Source organism: Kitasatospora sp. NPDC087271 (genome assembly GCF_044744605.1).
In the GTDB taxonomy this organism is placed as follows: Bacteria; Actinomycetota; Actinomycetes; order Streptomycetales; family Streptomycetaceae; genus Kitasatospora.
The window spans coordinates 217,793-239,660 of sequence record NZ_JBIUYQ010000006.1 but is presented as its reverse complement, the minus strand read 5'-3'; the positions used below and the strand labels follow the sequence as shown (position 1 = coordinate 239,660).

Sequence of the window (21,868 nt, the reverse complement as noted above, 5' to 3'; positions counted from 1 at the left end):
CCCCACCCCACCGACGCCGTGGCGGCCCGAAGCGGCCGCCACGGCATCGGCGAGTCAGCACAGAGAAGGATCCGCCCGCCGATGGACGCCGAGAACGCCGAGAACGCCAAGGGCACCGAGAACCCCGCGGACCCCGAGGGCACCGCGAACGCCCCGGCCGCCGCCGGTGGCGCCGTCAGCCGACGGGCCGTGATCGGCTGGGCCGGCGCGGGCGTCGCGCTCGGCGCCGCCGCCGTCGGCTCGGTCGCCGCCGCCACCCGGCAGGACGACCCCGCCCCGGCGGCGGCCGCCCAGACCGGCGCCGAGGTGCCCTTCTACGGCGAGAACCAGTCCGGCATCGCCACCCCGGTCCAGGACCGCCTGCACTTCGCCGCCTTCGACGTCTCCGAGAAGGCGACCCGCGAGTCGCTGGTCAAGATGCTCAAGGAGTGGACCAAGGCCGCCGCCGCGATGACCGGCGGCCGCGAGGTCGGCACCGGCGCCGCCGACGGCCTGCCCGAGGCGCCGCCGGACGACACCGGCGAGGCCCTCGGCCTGCCCGCCTCCCGGCTCACCCTCACCATCGGCTTCGGCCCCACCCTGTTCGACCAGGACGGCGTCGACCGCTTCGGCCTCCGCGCCAAGCGCCCCGAGGCCCTGATCGACCTGCCGAACTTCAAGGGCGACAAGCTCGACCCGCTGCGCAGCGGCGGCGACCTCTGCGTCCAGGCCTGCGCCGACGACCCGCAGGTCGCCGTGCACGCGATCCGCAACCTGGCCCGGATCGGCATGGGCACCGTGAACATCCGCTGGTCCCAGCTCGGCTTCGGCAAGACCTCCTCCACCACCCCGGACGCCCAGACCCCGCGCAACCTGCTCGGCTTCAAGGACGGCACCCACAACATCGCGGGCACCGACGGCGCCGGGCTGGCCGAGCACGTCTGGGCCGCCCCCGGCGACGGCCCCGAGTGGATGACCGGCGGCTCCTACCTGGTCGCCCGGCGGATCCGGATGCACATCGAGACCTGGGACCGCGCCTCGCTCAAGGACCAGGAGGACACCTTCGGCCGCACCAAGGGCGAGGGCGCCCCCTACGGCAAGGCCAAGGAGCACGACGCGCCGGACCTCAAGGCGATGCCCGCCGGCTCGCACGTCGCCCTGGCCCACCCGGACGCCAACAACGGCCTGATGATCCTGCGCCGCGGCTTCTCCTTCACCGACGGCACCGACGGCCTCGGCCGCCTGGACGCCGGCCTGTTCTTCCTCGCCTACCAGCGCGACACCCGCAAGGCCTTCGTGCCGCTCCAGCAGCGGCTCGCGGCCGGCGACAAGCTCAACGAGTACATCCAGCACGTCGGTTCCGCCCACTTCGCCTGCCCGGCGGGCGTCCGCAAGCCCGGGGAGTGGTGGGGCCAAGCGCTCTTCGGCTGATCCCCCGCCCCGTTCAACCCCCCGAGGAGAGTGCCGTGTTCGGCAACTACCTGATCGGCCTGCGCGAAGGCCTCGAAGCCAGCCTGGTCGTCTGCATCCTGATCGCCTACCTGGTCAAGACCGGCCGCAGGGACAAGCTGCCGCCGGTGTGGATCGGCGTCGCATCCGCCGTGGTGCTCAGCATGGCCTTCGGCGCCGTGCTGCAGTTCGGCTCCTCGCAGCTCACCTTCGAGGCCCAGGAGGCGCTGGGCGGCTCGCTGTCGATCATCTCGGTCGGGCTGGTCACCTGGATGGTGTTCTGGATGCGCCGCACCGCCCGGCACCTGAAGACCGAACTGCACGGCAAGCTGGACGCGGCCATCGCCATGGGCACCACGGCCCTGGTGGTCACCTGCTTCCTGGCGGTCGGCCGCGAGGGCCTGGAGACCGCGCTGTTCATCTGGTCGGCGGTGCAGGCCACCAACGACGGCTACAACCCGCTGATCGGCGCCGCCCTCGGCCTGCTCACCTCGGTGGTGCTCGGCTGGCTGTTCTACCGCGGCGCGCTGAAGATCAACCTGGCCAAGTTCTTCACCTGGACCGGCGCGATGCTGGTGGTCGTCGCGGCCGGCGTGCTCGCCTACGGCGTGCACGACCTCCAGGAGGCCGGCTGGCTGCCGGGCCTGCACAGCGTGGCCTTCGACATCAGCAGCACCATTCCCAAGGACAGCTGGTACGGCACCCTGCTCAAGGGCGTGTTCAACTTCCAGCCGGACCCGACCGTGCTGCAGCTCGTGGTCTGGCTGCTCTACCTGGTGCCGACCCTCGCCGTGTTCTTCGGCCTGTTCGGCGGCAAGGCGAAGCCCGTCGCCGCCAAGTCGGCCGCCTGACCCCTCCGTTCGGCGAACCGCCCCGCCCCGTCCGGCACCCCGCCGGGCGGGGCGGTGTCGTGTGCGGCGCTACGTCCCGTACGGGCACGCGGGGCTATATCCCGTACACGCAGAGGAAGACGATGAAGGCGACCAGCCCGACGGCCGCGGCGATCCACGGGCCCGGCGCGAACTCCTGTCGGACGTACCCGGCGTCGTGCGTCTGCGACAGGTGCTGGGAGGCCTTCGCCTGCGCGCCGAACGTCGCCGACCTGCGGTAGCCGCAGCTCTCGCAGACCACGCGCCGGGTGTTGTTCCGCCCCGAGACGACCTTCACCGCGTGCTGGTGCCCGTGCGGGTCCTCGCCCGTGAACCGGCTGGTCTCCATGCCTTGGCCCCCTTCGCCTCGCCCCTGTGCGCGCGAGCATCCTTGCACGCACCACCGACAGCCGTACCCCGGTGGGACCGGGATACGCCGGAGCCCCGGACGGTCCTCGACCGTCCGGGGCTCCGGCGCGCTTGCGGGGGGCGTCTACTCGCTCTTGATCGCGCCCAGGATGTCCATCCGGGCGGCCCGGTGGGCCGGCCAGAGGGCGGCCAGCAGGCCGATCACCGCAGCCGCGACCAGGAAGCCGACGATCTGCAGCGGCGGCACCACGGTGGTCATGTTCTTGAACGAGTCCGCCATCGTGCGGTTGCCCGCCCAGGCCACCAGGATCCCGAGCCCGATCCCGACCGCGCCGCCGAACAGCGCGATCAGCAGCGACTCCAGCCGGACCATCCGGCGGATGCCGATCCGGTCCAGGCCGATCGCCCGCAGCATGCCGATCTCCCGGCGCCGCTCGAACACCGACATCGCCATGGTGTTGACCACGCCGAGCACCGCGATCACCACGGACATCCCGAGCAGCCCGTACATCATGTTCAGCATGTCGGTGACCAGCTTGCGGCTCTCCGCCTTGATGTCCTTCTCGCCCTTGACCGCGATCAGCGGGTTGCCGCCGGTCGCGTCGCGCAGCGCCTGCTTCAGCTTCTCGTCCGCGCCGTGGACGCCCTTCACCAGGACCTTGTCCGGGCCGGTGCCGGGCAGCGCGTGCGGGCCCACCACGTTGTCCGGAGCGACGATGCCGGCCAGTGCGGTGTTGGCCTCCAGCACGGCGCCGACGGTGAGCGAGCCCTTGGTCTTGTCCGGGTAGGTGACCGCGACGGCGTCGCCGACCTTGTAGCCGTTGCGCTCGGCGGTGCCCGAACTGACCATCAGCCGGCCCTGCTTGAGGGCGTCCGCCGAACCGTCCTTGACCTTGATGGTGGCCAGCTGGTCGATGGTCGCGGCGTCGACGGCCGTCAGCCACTCGCGGTCGGACTCTCCCCGGCCGGTCTCCACCGGGACGCTGCGCGTCACGCTCATCGCGCTGACGCCGGGTGCCTTGGCGATCTGGCCGGCGACGTCGGGGGAGAGCATCGAGCCGTTCTGCATGGCGACCGTGAAGTCGGCCTTGAGGTCGTTCGCGGTCGCCGCGTCGACGGCCTTGTTCACCGAGGCGCCGACCACGGTCAGCGCGGTGATCAGGGTGACGCCGATGGTCAGCGCCGAGGCGGTGGCCGCCGTCCGGCGCGGGTTGCGGATCGCGTTCTCCTGGGCCAGCTTGCCCGGCGTGCCGTAGAGCCTGCGCAGCAGCGGGGCGAACAGCGCGATCAGCGGCCGGGCCAGCAGCGGGGTCAGCACGAACACGCCGATCAGCAGGACGCCTGCGCCGAGGCCGACCAGCTTGACCTCCTTGCCGCCCGCACCGGCGGCCAGGGCGCCCGCACCGGCCAGCGTGAACAGCAGGCCGATCGTGTTGCGGATCCGCAGGCTCTTCTGGGTGGCCGGCTGTTCGACCGAGCTCATCGCGGCCACCGGCGCGATCCGGGAGGCCCGGCGGGCGGGCAGCCAGGCCGCCAGCACGGTCACCAGGACACCGACGCCGATCGAGGCGATCACCGTGGAGGGGCTGACCACCAGCGGGCCGTCCGGGAGGTTGGCGTCCACCGGGCCGTTCAGCAGCGCCTGGAGCCCGGCGGCGATGCCGACGCCGGCGAGCAGACCGGCCACCGAGGCGGTCAGGCCGACGAGCAGCGCCTCGACCAGCACCGAGCGGGTGATCTGCTTGCGGCTGGCACCGACGGCGCGCAGCAGCGCGAGTTCCTTGGTGCGCTGGGCGACCAGCATGGTGAAGGTGTTGGCGATGATGAAGATCCCGACGAACAGCGCGATGGCCGCGAAGCCCATCAGGAAGGTGCTCAGGACCCTGGTGCCCTGGGCGATCATCCGGTCCTGCTCTTCGGCGAGCGCGCGTCCGGTCTTGGCCTCGATCGAGTCGTCCTGCGGGACGGCCTGCTTGACGGCGGCGAGGAGCGCGGTGTCGTCCGCGCCCGGCTTGCCCTTGACGTCGAGCTCGGCGAAGCGGCCCGGGTTGAGGTAGAGCTGCTGGGCGGTGGCGGTGTCGAAGGCGGCGAGCGAGCCGCCGGCCAGCACGCGCGGGTCGTTGGTGTGCAGGGTGCCGGTGAGCTTGAGCTCCATCACCGGGCCGTTGACGGCCACCCGGACGGTGTCGCCGACCTTGTAGCCGCCCTTCTCGGCGGTCTTGGCGTCCAGCGCGATCTCACCCGAGGTGCGCGGGCCGCGCCCGTCGACCAGCGGGTAGCGCGGGTCGGTGCCGTCGGCGCCCGGCACGTAGTTGGTGCCGGTGGTGGAGAAGCCGTCGCCGATCAGCGCGCCCTTCTTGTCGGCGATGCCGGCGAAGCCGCTGACCACGCCGCGCGCCTCGGCGGCGCCGGGCAGCGCCGCGACCGCCTTGCGGGTGTCCTCGGTGAGGGCCGCGCCGGAGGAGGTCCGGCCGGTGTGGTCGTAGCCCCGGCCGACGGCGTCGCGGTCGCTGACCGTGACGGCGATGTCGGTGTAGCTCTTGGAGCTCTGGGTCCTGAGCGCGTTGCCGAGGGTGTCGGTGAAGACGAGCGCGCCGGAGACGAAGGCGGTGCCGAGCAGCACGGCGAGCATCGTCATGAGCAGTCGGCCCTTGTGGGCCAGCACGTTGCGCAAAGCGGTGCGGTACATGAGGGGGTGTCAGTCCTGGGGTTCTCGAAGGTCGGGGGCGCCGGGGCCAGCGGGACGCTCTAGCTGGTGCGGCCCTTGGCGTCGAAGCGGCGCATGCGGTCCAGGACGGTGTCGGCGGTGGGGTGGTGGAGTTCGTCGACGATGCGGCCGTCGGCGAGGAAGACGACGCGGTCGGCGTAGGAGGCGGCGACGGGGTCGTGGGTGACCATGACGACGGTCTGGCCGAGTTCGCGGACGGAGTTGCGCAGGAAGGAGAGGATCTCGGCGCCGGAGCGGGAGTCGAGGTTTCCGGTGGGTTCGTCGGCGAAGATGATGTCGGGCTTGCCGGCGAGGGCGCGGGCGCAGGCGACGCGTTGCTGCTGGCCGCCGGAGAGCTGGGAGGGGCGGTGGCTGAGGCGGCCGGAGAGGCCGACGGTGTCGACGACGCGGTCGAGCCAGGCCTTGTCGACCTTGCGGCCGGCGATGTCCATCGGGAGGGTGATGTTCTCCAGGGCGGTGAGGGTGGGGAGCAGGTTGAAGGCCTGGAAGATGAAGCCGATGTGGTCGCGGCGGATCTGGGTGAGCTGCTTGTCCTTGAGGCCGACGAGTTCGGTGTCGCCGATGGTGGTGGAGCCGGAGCTGATGGTGTCGAGGCCGGCCATGCAGTGCATGAGGGTGGACTTGCCGGAGCCGGAGGGGCCCATGATGGCGGTGAACTGGCCCTGCGGGAAGTCGACGCTGACGTTGTCGAGGGCCACGACGCGGGTCTCCCCGTCCCCGTAGACCTTGTTGAGGCCGGTGGCGCGGGCGGCCGCCAGGCCGGTACGGACGGCGGTTGCGGGGGTCGTCACGGGGGTGCTCCTGAGGGCGGGAACGGACATTCGGGGTTCCGTTCCATCCTCCCAATCCGTTCGAGCGCGATGCGTATGTCCCGAGGAGGGGCGACCCCCGCCGTCTCGGCGGCTCGGCGGGGGTCTTCTCCTCCTCAGGTATGACACCGACCCCTGAGGACCATGGTCCCCGTGCTGCGGACGATGGTCCCGTGCTACTCCACCGCGACGCCGAACGCGCCCGCCAGCCCGAGCAGACCGTTCGTCACCGCGCGGCCCGACGGGCTGAACTGCCAACCGTCGCCCGCACGCTGGAACGAACCCATGAGCATCGCGCTGTCCGGCACGCCGCCGGTGCCGGCCGCCCACTCCACCGGACCGGCCGCGCCCGGACCGTACGTCGCCGCCAGGGCGACACCGTGCACGTAGCCGAGCGGCAGGGCCCGCGGCTCCTCCTCCTCGGTGGAGACGGCGACCACCACCTCGTCCACCGTGGCCGCCAGCCGCTCCAGGTCCAGGGTCAGCCGGACCGCCCGGGCCGGCTCGCCCGGCACCGAGTGGGTGGGGTGCAGCCGCACGGCGCCGTCCGGGTCCTGCGGGTTGTTGAAGAACACGAAGTGCTCGTCGCTCAGCACCCGCCCGGCGGCGCACAGGAACGCGGTGACGTCCAGCTCCACCGCGTCGCCGCCGGCCGTCCGGCTCTGCCAGCTGACCGTCAGGCTGCTGTGACGATCCGTCGGCGCGGCCGCCGGCGCGGGCTTCTCCTGTTCCGCGGAGCCGCCGCCGAGCCGCCCCCGCAGCCCCTGCTCGGCCAGCAGCTCCACCAGTTCCGGCCCGCTGACCAGCGTCAGCGGCTTCCCCTCGATGTAGCTGTACGAGCCGCGGCCGAAGCCGGCGGTGGTCACCAGGATGCCCTTGTTCGCCCCGTGGTGCCGGACGGTCGACTCCAGGTCGCGCACGGCCGTCGGGGGCACCGTCTTGCGGTAGCGCTTGGCCTGGATCACGATCTTGCCGCCGGTCACCGGGTCCAGGTCCTCGGCGACCACGTCCACCCCGACGTCGCCGCTGCGGGCCGTGGTCATCACCCGGAAGCCGCGCAGCCGGAACAGCTCGGCGATCAGGTCCTCGAACTCGATCGGGTCCATCTCGAACAGGTCCGGGTCGCCGTCGCCGCCGTGCCCGGCCAGGCTCCCGCCGACCGTCTCCGGCAGCCGGTCCGGCCGCACCTCGTCCAGCCGCTCCGGGCGCGCCGACAGCTTGCCGCCCAGGCCCTGGAAGCAGTCCACCGGCGCCACCCGGTCCAGCGCCAGCCCGGCGAACTCGGCCCGGGAGGCGGTCAGGGTGGACAGGAAGCGCTCCGCCTCCCGGCCGGTCGCCGGGTCGATGCCCAGGACGAAGCCGTTCAGCACCACCGAGTCCAGCATCCCGTCCCGGTCCGCCCGGAACAGCTCCGCCGCCAGCCGCAGCGCCGACTGCGCCAGCACCTCCCGGTACAGCGCCTTGCGCTCCGTCGCCGGGCGGGCCACCTCCGCCTCGCGGTCGTCCGTCTTCACGTACCGCACCCGGCCGGCGGCCGGCACCACGTCCGGGCCGGGCAGCTCCCAGTTCACCACCAGCTGCCGGGTCGACGCCTCCCAGGCCGCCACCAGCCGGTGCGGGAAGCCCTCCGGCCAGGCCGCCGAGGCGTACAGGCCGGCGGTGAAGTACTCCTGCACCGCCTCCGGCTCGCCCGCGCGCAGCCGCCGCAGCAACTCCTCGGTACGGGCGGCGCGGTCCTCGTCCTGGCGGCGGAACTGCGCCGCCCAGGCCAGGTACTCCTGGTGGTACACGGCCAGCCGGCGCTGCCGGTCGGCCTCCTGCGCCTGGGCGGCGTACCAGTCCTGCTCGAACCGGGCCCGGGCCTGCGCCAGGTACTGCTCGTACTGCCGCCGCACCCCCGGATTGCGCGCCTGCACCTGGTCCGGCGGCGGCACGTGGTACTTCGGGCCGCCCTGATCGGGCAGCTCCACCGGCCGACCCAGCGGGCCCGGGTCGAACGGCGGCACCGGGCGCGGGGCCAGCAGTGCCTGCGGGCCGAACGCCGGCGCCGCCAGCCCGGCGGCCAGCAGCCCGCGCAACTCCTCGACCCGGGCGTCCAGTTCGGCCGTCAGTCGGGCCGCCTCCGCCTCCCGGGACTGCTGGTACGCCCGCTGCGCCTCCCGCTCGTTGCGGGCCGTCGCCCGCTGCTCATCCCGCTGCTCGCGCTCCAGCCGGCGCTGCTGCGCCGCCTCGGCACGCCAGCGGGCCTCCTCCCGGCGCTGCTGCTGCCGCTGCGCCTCCGCCCAGATCGCCAGCACTCCGTCGTTCCGCCGCCCCGCCACCGTCCACCCCTCCATTGCACGCCGGACCGGTCGCGCCGCCCGCCTCCCGGCCGCGCCGCCAACCGCGCCCGCAACAATAGAACGTGAACACCCCACCGGGCCAAGCCCCGGGAGCAGCGCGGCTGCACTGCACCGGTCAGTGCACCTGGGGGGCGTCCTCGGGCCGGGCGTGCCAGCGCCAGTCGGTGCGCAGCGGCCGGCCGGGCAGCGGGGTGCGGCCGGTGGCCCACAGGAGGGTCGGCCAGGGGGCGTCGGCGGAGGTGACGGGGACGTCGGGGAAGAGGCGGGCGAGGACGCGGCGGCAGAGGTCGGCCGGGGGATCCCAGGGCAGGCCGAGGCCCTGGGCCACGTCGTGCAGGTGCACCAGCGTCTCGACCAGGCTCATCGCGACGAACCCGGCCGGGTCGGCGACACCCCACGGGTGGTAGGCGCGGACCTCGGGCGTGGCGGCGCGGGCGATCGCGACCATCAGCCCGCCGCTCGCCTCCAGCACCTCGATCAGCCCGTCGGGCCCGCTCGCGCGGTCGGCGCGGACGAAGTTGTTCGGCCCGCCGGGGAAGCGGCGCTCGGTGGCGAAGGGGACGTACCGCTCGCGCGGCGGGGCGGCCGGGCCGAGCTGGGCGGCGTAGGCGAGCAGGTCGTCGGCGAGGTGCTCGACGGTGGTCCAGCAGTCCCAGGTGACCGTTCCGGCGGGCTGGGACCAGTCGGCGTCCGCGGGTGCCGCGCGCAGGGTGGTGGCGGCGAGCCGGAGGACGAGCGCGAGGTCGTCGGCGGTGACGGGGGACTGGGCGGCGGTGTCGGGCGTCATGATCGCGGAGGCTAGCAGGGGGCACTGTCACGGGGAGCACTGTCAGGGGGAGCACTGTCAGGGGTGGCGGGTACTCTGCACTGGTTCGAGAGGGAGGGATGCCCGTGACGATCGCACCGCAGCACCCGGACCGGCCCGCCGGCTGGGTCTCCACCGGGCTGAGCTGGCACGAGGGCCGCGCCCTGCTCGGCGCCGTGCGCGCAGGCCAGGCGCACGAGCGGGCCGTCACGCCCGGCGCGGAGGTCGGCTGGCTGCTGGGCGGGCCGCGCCGCTGCACCGGCGCCTGGCTGGCCGGGGCGGCGGAGCGCACCCCGTGCCCGCACCACGCGGTGATCGCGTCGGACGGCGCCGCAGTGCAGTGCCCGGCCTGCCAGAGCGTCGACCGTGGCCTGGCCCTCGCCCGGGACCAGATCCTCGACGACGGCCGGACGTACCTGCTCTACCTCGCCTGGTTCGGCGACGGCCTGCTGAAGGTCGGGCTGACCGCCGAGCAGCGCGGCGACAGCCGACTGCTCGAACAGGGCGCACTGGCCTACGCGTTCACCGCCCGGGGCGGGCTGCCGGCCATCCGGCGCGCCGAACTCACCGTCGCCGCCTCCGGGTTGGCGCGCGAGCGGTTCAAGGCCAGGCTGAAGACCGAGCACTGGTGGGCGCACGGCGACGAGCCGTACCGCCGGGCCGTGCTGACCGAGGCCCGGGCGCAGGCGCACCGCCTGCTGGCCGGCCACGCGCTGGAACTGCTCGCCGAGCGCCCGGTGGTCGACCACGTGGCGCGGTTCGGGCTGTCCGACGGCGCCCCGGAGGCGTACCGGCAGGTCGGCGGCCTGGCCGACGGGGCGGTGATCGCGGGCACCCTGCGGCCGCCGGTGGGCCGCCACCTGTTCCTGGACCAGGCCGACGGCTCGGGGCCGCTGCTGCTGGACACCCGGCTGCTCACCGGCTGGACGCTCGCGCCCGTCTCCGGCCGTCCGACGTCCGGGGTGGCCCTGGAGGAGCGGGTCCGCCCGCCGGAGCCGGACACCCAGGAGGCGCTCTTCTAGAGCGGGCCAGGGACGCCGCCGGGCTGGGACGGTTCCTCGCGAGCGCGAGCGCGGGGGCTGGGGGCTCAGCTCAGCTTGCTGCGCACCCCGCCCGGGCCGGAGTGGGCCCGGCGGGACAGCGGCGGCCGGGACGGGCGGACGTCGGCGCGCGCGACGGGCTCGCCCTCGGCGGTGTGCCGGGCGAGTGCGGCCCGGGCGGCGGCCAGGGCCACGCGGGTGAGCAGCGGGTCCTCCCGGACGCCGGCGGACCGTTTGGCCGCCTGGCAGCGCGAGCACCAGATCGGGGAGGCGGGCCCGTCCGGGTACGCCATGCTCTCGGGCGGAAGGTAGTGTGCGCCGCACTCGACACACTCGAAGACCAGCCTCATCCGGCGATCACCGTCCCGGATCCGTGGCACCGACCGCAGGGCGACCAGAAGGTGTGGATCCTCGGCACCATGCTCCCTTCCTCGTCCCGTTCGACCGTGGCTTCGGTCTTCTGGGTCCCCCCGGACCCGCCGCAACCGGAACAGGACTGAACCTCGGGCATATGCCGTCCTTCCGTAGCGGAGCACCACGGTAGCGCGAATTCCCGGCTACGGGCGCGGGACCTGACGATCCACCACCCCTCGGGGGAGCGTGCGAATGCCCCGTACGCCCCGCTGCACGCCGTCGGCCCCGCGCCCGGGGGCACGGGGCCGACGGCGTGGCCCGTCAACCGCGCGCGGCCCGCAGGAATTCGCGGTTCATCGCGGCGATGCTGGGCAGCGGGATGCCCTTGGGGCAGGCGGTGGCGCACTCGCCGGTGTTGGTGCAGCCGCCGAAGCCCTCGGCGTCCATCGCCGTGACCATGTTCCGCACCCGGGAGGCGCGCTCCGGCGCGCCCTGGGGGAGCACGTTGAGGTGGACCACCTTGGCGGAGGTGAACAGCATCGCCGAGCCGTTCGGGCAGGCCGCCACGCAGGCGCCGCAGCCGATGCACTCGGCGTGTTCGAAGGCGGTGTCGGCGGCCTCCTTGGGGACGGGCGTGGCGTGCGCGTCGGGGGCGCTGCCGGTGGGGGCGGAGATGTAGCCGCCGGAGCCGATGATCCGGTCGAAGGCGGAGCGGTCCACCACCAGGTCCTTGACCACCGGGAAGGCCGCCGCCCGCCACGGCTCGACGTCGATGGTGTCGCCGTCCCGGAAGTGCCGCATGTGCAGCTGGCAGGTGGTGGTCCGCTCGGGGCCGTGGGCCTGGCCGTTGATGACCATGCCGCAGGCGCCGCAGATGCCCTCGCGGCAGTCGTGGTCGAAGGCCACGGGCTGGTCCCCGCTGGTGATCAGCTCCTCGTTCAGGCTGTCGAGCATCTCCAGGAAGGACATGTCGGGGCTGATGCCGCCGACCTGGTAGGTCGTCATCGACCCGGGGGCGTCCGGGCCCGGCTGGCGCCAGATGCGCAGGGTGAGGTTCATGCGTAGCTCCGCTGGGTGGGGTGGACGTACGCGAAGTCGAGGGCCTCGCGGTGGAGGACGGGGGCGGTCCCGGTGCCGGTGAACTCCCAGGCGGCGGCGTAGCCGTACTCCTCGTCGCGCCGGGCGGCCTCGCCGTCGGGCGTCTGGCTCTCGGTGCGGAAGTGGCCGCCGCACGACTCGGCGCGGTGCAGGGCGTCCAGGCACATGAGTTCGGCGAGCTCGAAGTAGTCGACGAGCCGGTTGGCCTTCTCCAGCGACTGGTTGAGCTCCTGCCCGGTGCCGGGCACCTTGATCCGGCGCCAGAACTCCTCGCGCAGCTGCGGGATCCGCGCCAGGGCCCGACGCAGTCCGGCCTCGTCGCGGGCCATCCCGCACTCGTCCCAGAGGAGTTCGCCGAGTTCGCGGTGGAAGGAGTCGGGGGTGCGGTCGCCGTCCACCGCGAGGATGAGGTTCAGCCGGTCCTCGACCTCGGCCTCGGCCTCGGTGACCGCCGGGTGGTCGGCGAGGACGGCGGGCAGCGGGTTGCGGGCCAGGTAGTCGTTCAGGGTGGGCGGCAGGACGAAATAGCCGTCGGCGAGGCCCTGCATGAGCGCGCTGGCGCCGAGCCGGTTGGCGCCGTGGTCGGAGAAGTTGGCCTCCCCGACGGCGAACAGGCCGGGGACGGTGGTCTGCAGGTCGTAGTCGACCCAGAGTCCGCCCATCGTGTAGTGGATCGCGGGGTAGATCCGCATCGGGACCCGGTACGGGTCCTCCGCGGTGATCCGCTCGTACATGTCGAACAGGTTGCCGTACTTGGCGGCGACGGCGTCCCGGCCCAGCCGGCGGATGGCGTCGGCGAAGTCCAGGTAGACGCCCTGCCCGCCGGGGCCGACGCCGCGGCCCTCGTCGCAGACGTTCTTGGCGGCCCGGGAGGCGATGTCGCGCGGCACCAGGTTGCCGAAGGCCGGGTAGATCCGCTCCAGGTAGTAGTCCCGCTCGTCCTCGGGGATCTCGGCCGGCGGCCGGGTGTCGCCCTGGGCCCTGGGCACCCAGATCCGGCCGTCGTTGCGCAGCGACTCGCTCATCAGGGTGAGCTTGGACTGGTGGTCGCCGGAGCGCGGGATGCAGGTGGGGTGGATCTGGGTGAAGCACGGGTTGGCGAAGTGGGCGCCGCGCCGGTGGGCCCGCCAGATCGCGGTGGCGTTGGAGTTCTTGGCGTTGGTGGAGAGGTAGAAGACGTTGCCGTAGCCGCCGCTGGCGAGGACCACGGCGTCGGCGGTGTGGGTGCTGATCGCGCCGGTGACCAGGTCGCGGGCGACGATGCCGCGCGCCCGGCCGTCGACGACCAGCAGGTCGAGCATCTCGGTGCGCGGGTGGATCTCCACGTTCCCGGCGGCGATCTGCCGGGACAGCGCCTGGTAGGCGCCGAGCAGCAGCTGCTGGCCGGTCTGGCCGCGCGCGTAGAAGGTGCGGGAGACCTGCACGCCGCCGAAGGAGCGGGTGTCCAGCAGGCCGCCGTACTCGCGGGCGAACGGGACGCCCTGGGCGACGCACTGGTCGATGATCTCGACCGACACCTGGGCGAGCCGGTGCACGTTGGACTCGCGGGCGCGGAAGTCGCCGCCCTTGACGGTGTCGTAGAACAGCCGGCGGATCGAGTCGCCGTCGTTGCGGTAGTTCTTGGCCGCGTTGATGCCGCCCTGGGCGGCGATCGAGTGAGCGCGCCTCGGGGAGTCCTGGAAGCAGAACTGGACGACGTGGTAGCCCTGTTCGGCCAGGGTGGCGCCGGCCGCGCCGCCGGCCAGGCCGGTGCCGACCACGATCACGGTGTGCTTGCGCCGGTTGGCCGGGTTGACCAGCTTGGCCTCGAACCGCCGCTGGTCCCAGCGCTGTTCGATCGGCCCGGCGGGGGCCTTGGTGTCGGCGACGGGCTCGCCGACGGTGTAGTCCAGGTAGCTCATTTGACGACTCCGAACATCACGGCCACGGGGACGGACAGGAAGCCGGCGGTCAGCACGAGCGCCAGGCCGTTGGCGGTCAGCTTGAGCGCCCGGTCCCGGCGGGCGTTGTTGGCACCGAGGGTCTGCGCGGCGCTCCAGAAGCCGTGCCGGATGTGCAGGCCGACGGCGAGCATCGCGACGATGTAGATCACGCAGCTGTACCACTGGCCGAAGGAGGCCACGATGTTCTGGTACGGGCGGCCGTGTTCGGCGGCGGGGTTCACGGTCAGCGTGGTCAGGTCGAGGATGTGCCAGACGATGAACAGCGCCAGGATCACCCCGCCCCAGCGCATGGTCCGGGTCGCGTAGCTCGCCCGGCGGCGCTTGTGGACGTACTTGCTCGGCCGGGCGGCGAGGTCGCGGCGGCTGAGCTGGTAGGCGGACACGCCGTGCAGCAGGACGGCGGCGAGCAGGCCGAAGCGGGCGATCCACAGGAACCACTCGTGGCCCAGGAACGGCTGGCCGATGGTGCGCAGCCAGGCCGCGTAGCCGTTGATGTCGTCCGGGCCGGCGAACACCTTGAGGTTGCCCAGCATGTGCGCGACCAGGTAGAGCAGCATGGCCAGTCCGGTGACGGCCATGACCGCCTTCTTGCCGACGGTCGACCGCCAGAGCGTCGCCAGGGTGGACGGATGCCGGGCCGTCCGAGTCGCGGTTGTCATGGCTGCAACGGTAGGGACGAACGCCAGGGTGCGTCCAAGACATGCTACGGCTCGTGACAATAGCCCTGGCCTATCAATGCGGCCTATCCTGGCCGGGTGCAGCTCCAGCAACTCCGCTACTTCCTGGCCGTCGCCGAGACCCGCCACTTCACCCGGGCCGCCGAGGCGGCACACGTCGCCCAGCCCTCGCTCTCCCAGCAGATCCGTTCACTGGAACGGGAGTTGGGCGCCGAGCTGTTCCACCGCACCCGGGGCAACATCGCCCTGACCGATGCGGGGGAGGCACTGCTGCCGCTGGCCCGGCGCATCCTCGCGGACACCGAGAGCGCCCGGCTGGCCGTCCAGGAGACGGTCCAGCTGCGCCGCGGCCGGGTGCGGCTGGGCGCGCCGCCGAGCCTGTGCACCAGCCTGGTGCCGGACGTGCTGCGGCTGTTCCGGGACCGCTACCCGGGGGTGGCGCTGGTGGTCCGGGAGGGCGGCTCGCGCGATCTGGTGCGCTGGCTGGCGGCGGGGGAGCTGGACCTCGCGCTGATCATCACCCCGCCGAGCGGGGAGGCCGCACCGGCGCTGGCCGTCACCGAGCTGCTGCACGAGGAACTGGTGCTGGTCTCCGCCGAGCGACGGACCCGGCGCAAGGTCCGGGTGGCGGAGCTCAAGGGGCGCCCGCTGGTGATGTTCCGGGAGGGCTACGACGTCCGGGAGGCGGCGTTGGCAGCCTGCCGGGCGGCCGGCTTCGAGCCGGAGTTCGCGGTGGAGGGCGGCGAGATGGACGCGGTCCTCGGCTTCGTCCGGGCCGGACTCGGGCCTGCGGTCGTCCCCGGGATGGTCGCGGCCCGCTCGGGCCTCGCGGTCATCCCCTTCGCCGGGCCGGGCCTGGGCCGCACCATCGCCGTCGCCCACGGCCACGAAGTGCCGCTCACCCGCGCCGCAGGGGCCCTGCGTACGACCCTGCTGGCGCATCTGCACCACGCCGCCGAATCCGGTGAACTCCCACCGGGGACCCGCCTGTTGCTGTGACGGGGAGGGTCGCCACCTGCGGCCCTCCCCGTCGGCGGGTGGGGATCAGGCCGACCGGACGGCATATGAACGACTGCTCTTTTCGCCCTGGAGGAGTCCAGATGGACCAGAGCAGCCATGATGACGCGAGGAAACCACCTTGTCGTTTTAGGCAGTGACCACGTCGCTCGGCCGCCTTACCGCCTACAAGTCAGAATGCCACCGAGGCACGTGATCTTGAATGAGCCTTCTGTCTTGATGGCGGCGGCAGCGATCTCTGCCGCCCGACTGACCGTCTCGCGGAAAGGGACGCCGCATTGGTCAGCCCACGCTTCGTAGGAGGCGAGGTGGGAAACGATCGGCGCAGGATCGGTGATCTCGATGGCGCCGGGCAGTTCCCGCACCCGGATGTCCTTGAACGCTGTTCCGAGGTAGCCGGGGGCCTTTTCCAGGGAGAAGCGGGAGCTGAGGGAAACCCGCGCCGGCCCCTCGGGAATCCCGAGGATGTCGCCTGCGGCCCGGGCCCAGAGCCGGTCCAACTCCTTTTTATCGATGGTGCTGTTGGTCGAGGCGATGAGCACACCGCCAGGCCGGAGGACGCGGGCCAGTTCCTCGATCGTGGCCTCGATATCGCTGACGTGGTACAGCATGTGCAGGGCCAACACGGCGTCGGCGCTGTCGTCGGCGAAGGGCAGGGCCTGGGCGTCGGCTACCAGGACCGGCTTCTCGACGTCGGCGAGGATGCCCGCCGAAATGTCCATCCCGACGACCTGAAGGTCCGGGCGATCCTTGTGCAGGCGGCTGACGAACTTGCCGTTGCCGCACCCGGCGTCCAGGACGATCCCGCTTGTGCCGGCCAGCTCTTCGAGGACGATCCCGGGCAGGTCGTACCGCGGCTGCTGCCACCGGTAGATGGACTGGCGGGCGGCCAGGTGGCGTCCGTCGGCGTAGGCGCTGTTCGCGAGGATCGCCTTGTCGGCGATAGCGGCGTCCTGCTGTGCGGTGTTGCTCGTCACTGGGGCAGCTCCGGAGGATTCGTGAGTGCGGGTCGAGAGCAGGCTTCTCTGACATTCTCGCGGAGACTCAGGACGATCGGGGAGCCTGCGTAGGCGGGCTCGGCGAGACGGGTGCTCAGGGCTCGAAGTCGGGCAGAGATGCTCGCTGTTCGCCGGTCCGGTGCGGCGTCCAGCACCACCGAGAGCTTCTCCTGCACGCCGTCGAGGTCGCCGTGGGCGAGGTGGGCGTTGGCGAGGTCGAGGCGGGCCGCCAACAGGTCACCGGAGGACTGTTCCTGCCGCGGTGCGGACTCGTACAGGGCAATGGCCCTGGAGGACGCCTCGATGGCACGGTTCACGTGAACCTGGCTGCCCAGGGCGAGGAGGGCGGTGCCGGCGTAGGTCCACTGCTTGGCCTCGGGAAACGTGAATACGCCGGGAAGATCCACTCCGGCTACGGCGCTCCGCGCCGCCGCGGCCGCTTCCACTGCCAGTAGCGCGCTCGCGCTGTCGCCGAGCGCGGCGGTGGCCCGTGCTTCAAGGCTGAGCAGGCGGGCTGCGATCGTCCCGCTGTCCGCATACGGCAGCCCGGCTCTGGCTAGTTTGGCGGCCTGGCGGTGGTCCTGCTGCCAGTAGGCGATCAGGGACTGGATGGATCGGATCCAGGCCCGGAGACCGTTGTGGCCGGCTGACTCCGCGCAACGCCAGGCGGTTCGCGAATGCGTAGCCGCAGCTGTGTACTGGCCGAGGTCGAGGGCGATGTGGGTGGCCAGGCCGCAGAGGCGTCCGGCCTGCAGGTAGAGATGGCCTGTCTGGTAGGGGCGTTGACGGCCTCGAAGTAAGTCGAACACTCCTCGCCGGAGGGTTCCGATGTCATGGAAGAGCTCGGACACCGGCTTGCTCACGTAGTCCCCTGCCAGCCTCGCAATGTCCGCGTCGATCTGTTCGAGCAGAGTGTCGTCCACGTTGGACGCGCTCGCGAAACGGAGGAACAGCGCGGACTCTGCCGAGTCGGCTGCCACGGCCACTACGAGATCGTTGTCGTGGTCCGTGCGCCGGGCATGCACAGGAGGCGACGCATCGCCGACGCTGCTGGACTGTGGCGCTGCTTCGACGGCTACGGGGGGTACTGCCAGCAGGGCGGCCAACTGGTCAGCCGAGAGTCCCAGGGCACGGGCGAGTTTCGGCCGCATCCAGGGCTGCGGGGTACCCCTACCGCTCTCCCACCGGCCCACAGTCGTACGGTCCACGTCGAGGGCCTCAGCCAGAGATTCCTGGGTGTGGCCGACCGCCTCCCTGCGCTGGATCAGCCGGGACCTCCTGGATGCCATCCCGCGTCCTCCAGAGGTACGTCAGTTCGTCTGTAGCCATAACAGGCCAGGTCATGCCCGGGTTTGCAGCACGGATGCCTCATTGCCGCTTCAATTCTGCTCTGGTTCACCGGCGTTGGAGGCGGTTCTGTAGATACCTGCCGGGTGAATCCCGGCGCGAATCGGCCCGCTGCCGACCTCGTCCCGGTGAAAGGTCCGCGCTCATGTCCGTCACCACCCGCCAGGCCACTGCCCCCGCCCCGTTCGGCTTTCGCGTGCTGCCCAGTGCCGAGGCCGTGCCGGACGCCCGGCGGCGGGTGATACGGGCCGTGCGCGGTTGGGGCTTGCCGCTGGCGGAGGACGCGCTCCGCGATGTCGAGTTGCTGTCCAGCGAGCTGATCACCAACGCCGTGTGCCACACGGACGCCCCGTGCGTCGTGTGCGTGTCCTGGAACGGTGAACGGCTGCGCGTCGAGGTGACGGACGTCGGCCACGAACTGCCGGTCGCTGGCGGGGTCGATCTCGACGCCACCGGCGGGCGAGGACTGTTCCTGGTGGCAGCGCTCGCGACGAACTGGGGCGCCGAGCCGGACCCCGCTGGCAAGCGGATCTGGTTCGAGGTCGGCACCACCGCCGCAGTCTCGGGCGACGAGCGACTCACCGAGCTGGTGAGGGCCCTGGCCCCGAAGGCACGGGACGTCGTCCCGACCAGTGCCTGACACGACTTCCTCCCGCCCCGACGCGGGCTTGGGGGGATGCAGGTGGCCGCGCTGGTCAACAGCCGCGCGGCACAAGCACCTGAGGTTCCTTGCCAGCGGCTTTGTCCTGGCAACGGATCCATCGCTGCACCAACGACGGGGCTGGGCAGCCGCCCGCCCCATGATCCCGAAGGAGTGCTTCATGCCCGAGAACCTGACGACCAGCACCGAGACGGAGGACGACGGCCTGCTGGTCGCCCGTGCGAAGGTCGCCGCGGCCCGCTCGCGTGGCGAGCAGCCATCGGACGGCGGCTCCACCGGTCGAACCGACACCAACGACTGACGGCTGCATCACGATGACCGCCGAGTACTTCTCGGTGGTTGAGCGTCTGGGCGGGGATGACTTCCTCGCCCAGACGCTCGGCCGCAGCTTCAAGGTCGCACGCGGTGAAGCCGCGTCACTCACCGGACTCATGAGCTGGGATGATCTCAACGCCATCCTGGCCCAGCATCGGTTCGAACCCCCTCGCTTCCGCCTCGCCGCCAACGGGGAGCAGGTGCCCGCGCACACGTACTCCCGACCGATCACCACCCGGCGGAACACCGTCTGGCACCAGCTCCAGCCCTCCGAGTTGCACAAGCGTCTCGCCGAGGGTGCCACGCTGGTCCTGGACGCCGTTGACGAGCTCCACCTCGGTATCGGTGCTTTGGCTGGCCAGCTGGAGCGCTGGCTGCGGACCGGCCTGCAGGTCAACCTGTATGCCTCCTGGACCGGCACCGAGGGCTTCGGCGTCCACTGGGATGATCACGACGTGGTCGTCGTCCAGCTCGACGGCGCGAAGCGCTGGCGCATCTACGGTCCCACCCGTACGGTGCCGATGCACCGCGACGTCGAGACGCCCGAGCAGCCGCCCGAAGAGCCCGTCGCCGATCTGGTTCTCACCGCCGGCGATGTGCTCTATCTGCCTCGGGGCTGGTGGCACGCCGTCGCCGCCTCCGAGGGCCGGCACTCGCTGCACGTCACGTGCGGGCTGCAGAGCACGACGGGTGCCGACTTGATCACCTGGCTGTCGGAGATGTTGCGTGCCCACGAGACCGTCCGGGCGGACATCCCGCGCTTCGGGGCCGCAGAGGAGCAGCGTGCCTTCCTCGACGCGATCGGCAAGCTCCTCGCGACCGAGCTGGAGAGCGACGACCTGATCGCCCGCTTCTCCTCCGCTCGCGACGCCACCGAGCGAGCCCGGCTCACGCCGTCGCTGCCCCACATCACGGCGGCCCCACCGGATGCCGACCTGCAGGTACGCCTGGTCACCACGCGGCCCGTTCTCACTGCCCTGCCCGACGGCACCGTCCGGCTGACCGCCGGCGGCGAGGAGTGGACGTTCGCCGCCAAGGCCGAGCCGATGCTCGCGCTCCTCGCCGATGGGGAACCTCACCGGCTGGCCGATCTCGCGCAGGCCGCGGGCGTCGCTCTCGGACAGGCGGCCGGTGTCGTGACGGAGCTGGTCGACGGCCAGGCCGCCGCGATCGGAGGCCTTCGATGACCGCCCGGCTGGGCCTCGGCACCTACCGTTGCCTCGATGTGGCCGAGGCGGCGTTGATGGCCGCCTCCCGAGGTGCCGACTGGGTGGACACGGCGCCCAACTACGCAGGCGGTCGGGCGGAGGCGTCGCTCGCAGTGGCTCTGGCTGCCTACCCGGATCTGTGCGTCTCCACGAAGGTGGGCTTCGTCCCGGCCGGCACCAGGCACATCGGGGTACGAGCCGGTGCCCTGTCCACGGCGGACGCCGAGCGCGGGCACTGCCTCACCCCGGACTACATCGCCTGGCAGCTCGCGCGTTCCAAGCTCATGCTCAGCCGGGTACCCGACCTGGTGTTCGTCCACAACCCCGAGCATGTCTGCCCGGACGGCGAGATCACCGGTCGGCTCTACAACGCCTTCCTGGCTCTGGAGGAGGCGTGTAGCCAACAGACCATCAGCGCCTATGGAGTGGCGACCTGGCGCGGCTTCAGCAGTGGCCTCTTCGATGTACCCACGCTGATCGAACTCGCGACCAGGGCCGGCGGGCCGAATCATCACCTGTGGGCCGTCCAGCTCCCGGTCTCCCTCGTCCACCTCGCGCCCATCGCCCAGGCTCTCGACGGACACGGCCCGTTGGCCGATGCCCTGGATGCGGGACTGGAGGTGTTCGCCTCCGCCCCGCTCCACGGAGGTGAGGTCCCCGGCGTGGTGACCCCGGAACTGACCAAGCTGATCAATCCCGGTATGACCTCTGCCGAGACCGCCCTTGCCGTCGTGGCTTCAGCCCCAGGGGTGAGACGCGTGCTCCTGTCGACGGGGAACCCGGAACACTGGATGCAGGCCGCCGAAACCGTCGGCCGACCGCCGTTGTCTCCGGACGTACTCCGAAGGGTTGTTGATGTACTCGGAACCTGAGCCGGGCACCGCCAGGCGGATGCGTGGGATGCACGCCACGGCAGCAACCGCGCTCAAGGCCACGCCGATCGGCTCGCGCGAAGCGTGGGGCTGGCGCGGACGTACCCTGAGCCGCCCGGTCGCCACGGCGTCCGGCGAGGGCTGGCTCCGACTGGTGTCCGCCCCGTCCGACAAGGCCGGCGGAAAGCTCTGGGAGGGACCGCAGGAGGCAGAACAGCTCATGCCTCCTGCGGTACCCAGGCCGCGCCTGCGGGAGCGACGTACCTGGACCGAGGGCGAGCACGGCTATCTGGCGGAGCTGTACGAGAAGGTCATCGCCTCCACCATCACCACTCACGAGCCGATCCTCCGGAAAGCTCCTGATCTGGACGGCGCCTGGTGGGACGAACTCGGCACCGCCCTCGACGCCATCGCCGCCGTTCCCAGCGACCGGGTCGCGGTCCGGCAGGAGTACCTGGACCGCGCCATGCCCCAGTACCTGGGCATCCCGATGGACACCAGGGTGTCTGCCTGGACGACGGCCCACGGTGACCTGCACTGGGCCAACCTCACGGGCCCAACCCTGACGGTCCTCGACTGGGAAGGCTGGGGCGTCGCGCCTGCCGGGTACGACGCGGCAGTGTTGCACTCGTACAGCCTCCTCGTGCCGGACACCGCCGCCCAGGTCCGTCACCGACTCGCCCATATCCTCGGCACGCCAGCCGGGCAGTTCGCCGAGCTTGTCGTCATCACTGAACTGCTGCAGACCACTACTCGAGGCGACAACCTCGACCTGGAGGAGCCCCTGCGAAGGCGGCTCTCCGCGATCACCAGATGACTGGCCACCGACCCTCGGCCGGGGCGGCGCGTTGGGTAGCCCTTGGGATATCCAACGCGCCAATGTGATCGCCCCATGGGGCGAGGACCGGGGTAAGGATGACTTCCCCCACGACTTGCTCCGCCTGCGGCATCAGTTCGGTCACACCTGCTGTGCGCGCTCGGCTTCGAC

General features: G+C 72.0%; 20 protein-coding genes. 9 read left to right on the top strand and 11 right to left on the bottom strand.

Annotated elements, in window-relative coordinates; genetic code table 11:
* Positions 1-81 precede the first annotated feature (81 nt).
* Positions 82-1,410 (top strand): iron uptake transporter deferrochelatase/peroxidase subunit, encoded by a 1,329-nt coding sequence (gene efeB, locus ACIO9K_RS13205; RefSeq protein WP_363626174.1) that lies wholly within the window; start codon positions 82-84, stop codon positions 1,408-1,410.
* 35 nt (positions 1,411-1,445) lie between these two features.
* A complete protein-coding gene (gene efeU / locus ACIO9K_RS13200) occupies positions 1,446-2,279 on the top strand; it encodes an iron uptake transporter permease EfeU (protein WP_400329340.1) in 834 nt (277 codons plus the stop codon).
* Positions 2,280-2,373: 94 nt separating this feature from the next.
* Here the strand turns inward: efeU and ACIO9K_RS13195 are convergent, their stop codons facing one another.
* The 5 genes from ACIO9K_RS13195 to ACIO9K_RS13175 all read right to left on the bottom strand — a co-directional run bounded on the left by ACIO9K_RS13195 (position 2,374) and on the right by ACIO9K_RS13175 (position 9,332).
* Positions 2,374-2,646 (bottom strand): hypothetical protein, encoded by a 273-nt coding sequence (locus tag ACIO9K_RS13195; protein WP_363589522.1) that lies wholly within the window; start codon positions 2,644-2,646, stop codon positions 2,374-2,376.
* 144 nt (positions 2,647-2,790) lie between these two features.
* Positions 2,791-5,355, bottom strand: a complete 2,565-nt coding sequence (locus tag ACIO9K_RS13190; RefSeq protein ID WP_400329328.1) for an ABC transporter permease — start codon at positions 5,353-5,355, stop codon at positions 2,791-2,793.
* Between the two features lie 59 nt (positions 5,356-5,414).
* Positions 5,415-6,215: an ABC transporter ATP-binding protein gene (locus ACIO9K_RS13185; protein ID WP_400329323.1), complete on the bottom strand. Its 801-nt coding sequence runs from the start codon at positions 6,213-6,215 to the stop codon at positions 5,415-5,417.
* A gap of 164 nt (positions 6,216-6,379) precedes the next feature.
* Positions 6,380-8,524, bottom strand: a complete 2,145-nt coding sequence (locus tag ACIO9K_RS13180; protein WP_400329320.1) for a restriction endonuclease — start codon at positions 8,522-8,524, stop codon at positions 6,380-6,382.
* Between the two features lie 136 nt (positions 8,525-8,660).
* Complete coding sequence (locus ACIO9K_RS13175; RefSeq protein ID WP_400329317.1) at positions 8,661-9,332, bottom strand: hypothetical protein; 672 nt, start codon at positions 9,330-9,332, stop codon at positions 8,661-8,663.
* Between the two features lie 104 nt (positions 9,333-9,436).
* On the opposite strand from ACIO9K_RS13175, the gene ACIO9K_RS13170 reads away from it, so the two are divergent.
* Positions 9,437-10,372: a DUF2797 domain-containing protein gene (locus ACIO9K_RS13170; RefSeq protein ID WP_363621954.1), complete on the top strand. Its 936-nt coding sequence runs from the start codon at positions 9,437-9,439 to the stop codon at positions 10,370-10,372.
* Positions 10,373-10,437: 65 nt separating this feature from the next.
* On the opposite strand, the gene ACIO9K_RS13165 is transcribed toward ACIO9K_RS13170, so the two are convergent.
* From ACIO9K_RS13165 to ACIO9K_RS13150, 4 genes are all read right to left on the bottom strand, one after another.
* Positions 10,438-10,683: a hypothetical protein gene (locus ACIO9K_RS13165; RefSeq protein ID WP_363621952.1), complete on the bottom strand. Its 246-nt coding sequence runs from the start codon at positions 10,681-10,683 to the stop codon at positions 10,438-10,440.
* Between the two features lie 382 nt (positions 10,684-11,065).
* Positions 11,066-11,803 (bottom strand): succinate dehydrogenase/fumarate reductase iron-sulfur subunit, encoded by a 738-nt coding sequence (locus tag ACIO9K_RS13160; RefSeq protein WP_363587282.1) that lies wholly within the window; start codon positions 11,801-11,803, stop codon positions 11,066-11,068.
* Complete coding sequence (locus ACIO9K_RS13155; RefSeq protein ID WP_400329312.1) at positions 11,800-13,743, bottom strand: fumarate reductase/succinate dehydrogenase flavoprotein subunit; 1,944 nt, start codon at positions 13,741-13,743, stop codon at positions 11,800-11,802. Before ACIO9K_RS13155 ends, ACIO9K_RS13160 begins: the two co-directional genes overlap by 4 nt.
* Complete coding sequence (locus tag ACIO9K_RS13150) at positions 13,740-14,444, bottom strand: succinate dehydrogenase cytochrome b subunit (RefSeq protein WP_400329309.1); 705 nt, start codon at positions 14,442-14,444, stop codon at positions 13,740-13,742. The genes ACIO9K_RS13155 and ACIO9K_RS13150 overlap by 4 nt, the downstream gene beginning before the upstream one ends.
* 96 nt (positions 14,445-14,540) lie before the next feature.
* On the opposite strand from ACIO9K_RS13150, the gene ACIO9K_RS13145 reads away from it, so the two are divergent.
* Complete coding sequence (locus tag ACIO9K_RS13145; RefSeq protein ID WP_363621946.1) at positions 14,541-15,461, top strand: LysR substrate-binding domain-containing protein; 921 nt, start codon at positions 14,541-14,543, stop codon at positions 15,459-15,461.
* A 176-nt stretch (positions 15,462-15,637) separates the two neighbouring features.
* Here ACIO9K_RS13145 and ACIO9K_RS13140 read toward each other — a convergent pair whose 3' ends face one another.
* A complete protein-coding gene (locus ACIO9K_RS13140) occupies positions 15,638-16,456 on the bottom strand; it encodes a class I SAM-dependent methyltransferase (protein WP_363621945.1) in 819 nt (272 codons plus the stop codon).
* Positions 16,453-17,766, bottom strand: coding sequence for a helix-turn-helix transcriptional regulator (locus ACIO9K_RS13135; protein ID WP_363621943.1), 1,314 nt, complete (start codon positions 17,764-17,766; stop codon positions 16,453-16,455). The genes ACIO9K_RS13140 and ACIO9K_RS13135 overlap by 4 nt, the downstream gene beginning before the upstream one ends.
* Positions 17,767-17,969: 203 nt before the next feature.
* On the opposite strand from ACIO9K_RS13135, the gene ACIO9K_RS13130 reads away from it, so the two are divergent.
* From ACIO9K_RS13130 to ACIO9K_RS13110, 5 genes are all read left to right on the top strand, one after another.
* A complete protein-coding gene (locus ACIO9K_RS13130) occupies positions 17,970-18,464 on the top strand; it encodes an ATP-binding protein (protein ID WP_363587288.1) in 495 nt (164 codons plus the stop codon).
* Between the two features lie 181 nt (positions 18,465-18,645).
* Positions 18,646-18,786 carry a hypothetical protein gene (locus ACIO9K_RS13125; RefSeq protein ID WP_363587289.1) on the top strand — a complete coding sequence of 47 codons (141 nt, stop codon included), beginning with the start codon at positions 18,646-18,648 and terminating at the stop codon, positions 18,784-18,786.
* A 13-nt stretch (positions 18,787-18,799) separates the two neighbouring features.
* Complete coding sequence (locus tag ACIO9K_RS13120) at positions 18,800-19,987, top strand: JmjC domain-containing protein (RefSeq protein ID WP_363587290.1); 1,188 nt, start codon at positions 18,800-18,802, stop codon at positions 19,985-19,987.
* Entirely contained in the window at positions 19,984-20,880 is an 897-nt protein-coding gene (locus tag ACIO9K_RS13115; RefSeq protein WP_363621941.1) for an aldo/keto reductase, read from the top strand. Before ACIO9K_RS13120 ends, ACIO9K_RS13115 begins: the two co-directional genes overlap by 4 nt.
* Before the next feature lie 28 nt (positions 20,881-20,908).
* Positions 20,909-21,697 carry a hypothetical protein gene (locus ACIO9K_RS13110; RefSeq protein ID WP_363587292.1) on the top strand — a complete coding sequence of 263 codons (789 nt, stop codon included), beginning with the start codon at positions 20,909-20,911 and terminating at the stop codon, positions 21,695-21,697.
* Positions 21,698-21,868 lie beyond the last annotated feature (171 nt).

Coding starts and splice junctions, on each gene's coding strand:
- ACIO9K_RS13190 (WP_400329328.1), bottom strand. CDS start 5,355: ATGTACCGCACCGCTTTGCGCAACGTGCTGGCCCACAAGGGCCGACTG.
- ACIO9K_RS13110 (WP_363587292.1), top strand. CDS start 20,909: ATGCACGCCACGGCAGCAACCGCGCTCAAGGCCACGCCGATCGGCTCG.
- ACIO9K_RS13155 (WP_400329312.1), bottom strand. CDS start 13,743: ATGAGCTACCTGGACTACACCGTCGGCGAGCCCGTCGCCGACACCAAG.
- efeB (WP_363626174.1), top strand. CDS start 82: ATGGACGCCGAGAACGCCGAGAACGCCAAGGGCACCGAGAACCCCGCG.
- ACIO9K_RS13165 (WP_363621952.1), bottom strand. CDS start 10,683: ATGGCGTACCCGGACGGGCCCGCCTCCCCGATCTGGTGCTCGCGCTGC.
- ACIO9K_RS13185 (WP_400329323.1), bottom strand. CDS start 6,215: ATGTCCGTTCCCGCCCTCAGGAGCACCCCCGTGACGACCCCCGCAACC.
- ACIO9K_RS13130 (WP_363587288.1), top strand. CDS start 17,970: ATGTCCGTCACCACCCGCCAGGCCACTGCCCCCGCCCCGTTCGGCTTT.
- ACIO9K_RS13120 (WP_363587290.1), top strand. CDS start 18,800: ATGACCGCCGAGTACTTCTCGGTGGTTGAGCGTCTGGGCGGGGATGAC.
- ACIO9K_RS13150 (WP_400329309.1), bottom strand. CDS start 14,444: ATGACAACCGCGACTCGGACGGCCCGGCATCCGTCCACCCTGGCGACG.
- ACIO9K_RS13135 (WP_363621943.1), bottom strand. CDS start 17,766: ATGGCATCCAGGAGGTCCCGGCTGATCCAGCGCAGGGAGGCGGTCGGC.
- ACIO9K_RS13160 (WP_363587282.1), bottom strand. CDS start 11,803: ATGAACCTCACCCTGCGCATCTGGCGCCAGCCGGGCCCGGACGCCCCC.
- ACIO9K_RS13115 (WP_363621941.1), top strand. CDS start 19,984: ATGACCGCCCGGCTGGGCCTCGGCACCTACCGTTGCCTCGATGTGGCC.
- ACIO9K_RS13125 (WP_363587289.1), top strand. CDS start 18,646: ATGCCCGAGAACCTGACGACCAGCACCGAGACGGAGGACGACGGCCTG.
- ACIO9K_RS13175 (WP_400329317.1), bottom strand. CDS start 9,332: ATGACGCCCGACACCGCCGCCCAGTCCCCCGTCACCGCCGACGACCTC.
- ACIO9K_RS13195 (WP_363589522.1), bottom strand. CDS start 2,646: ATGGAGACCAGCCGGTTCACGGGCGAGGACCCGCACGGGCACCAGCAC.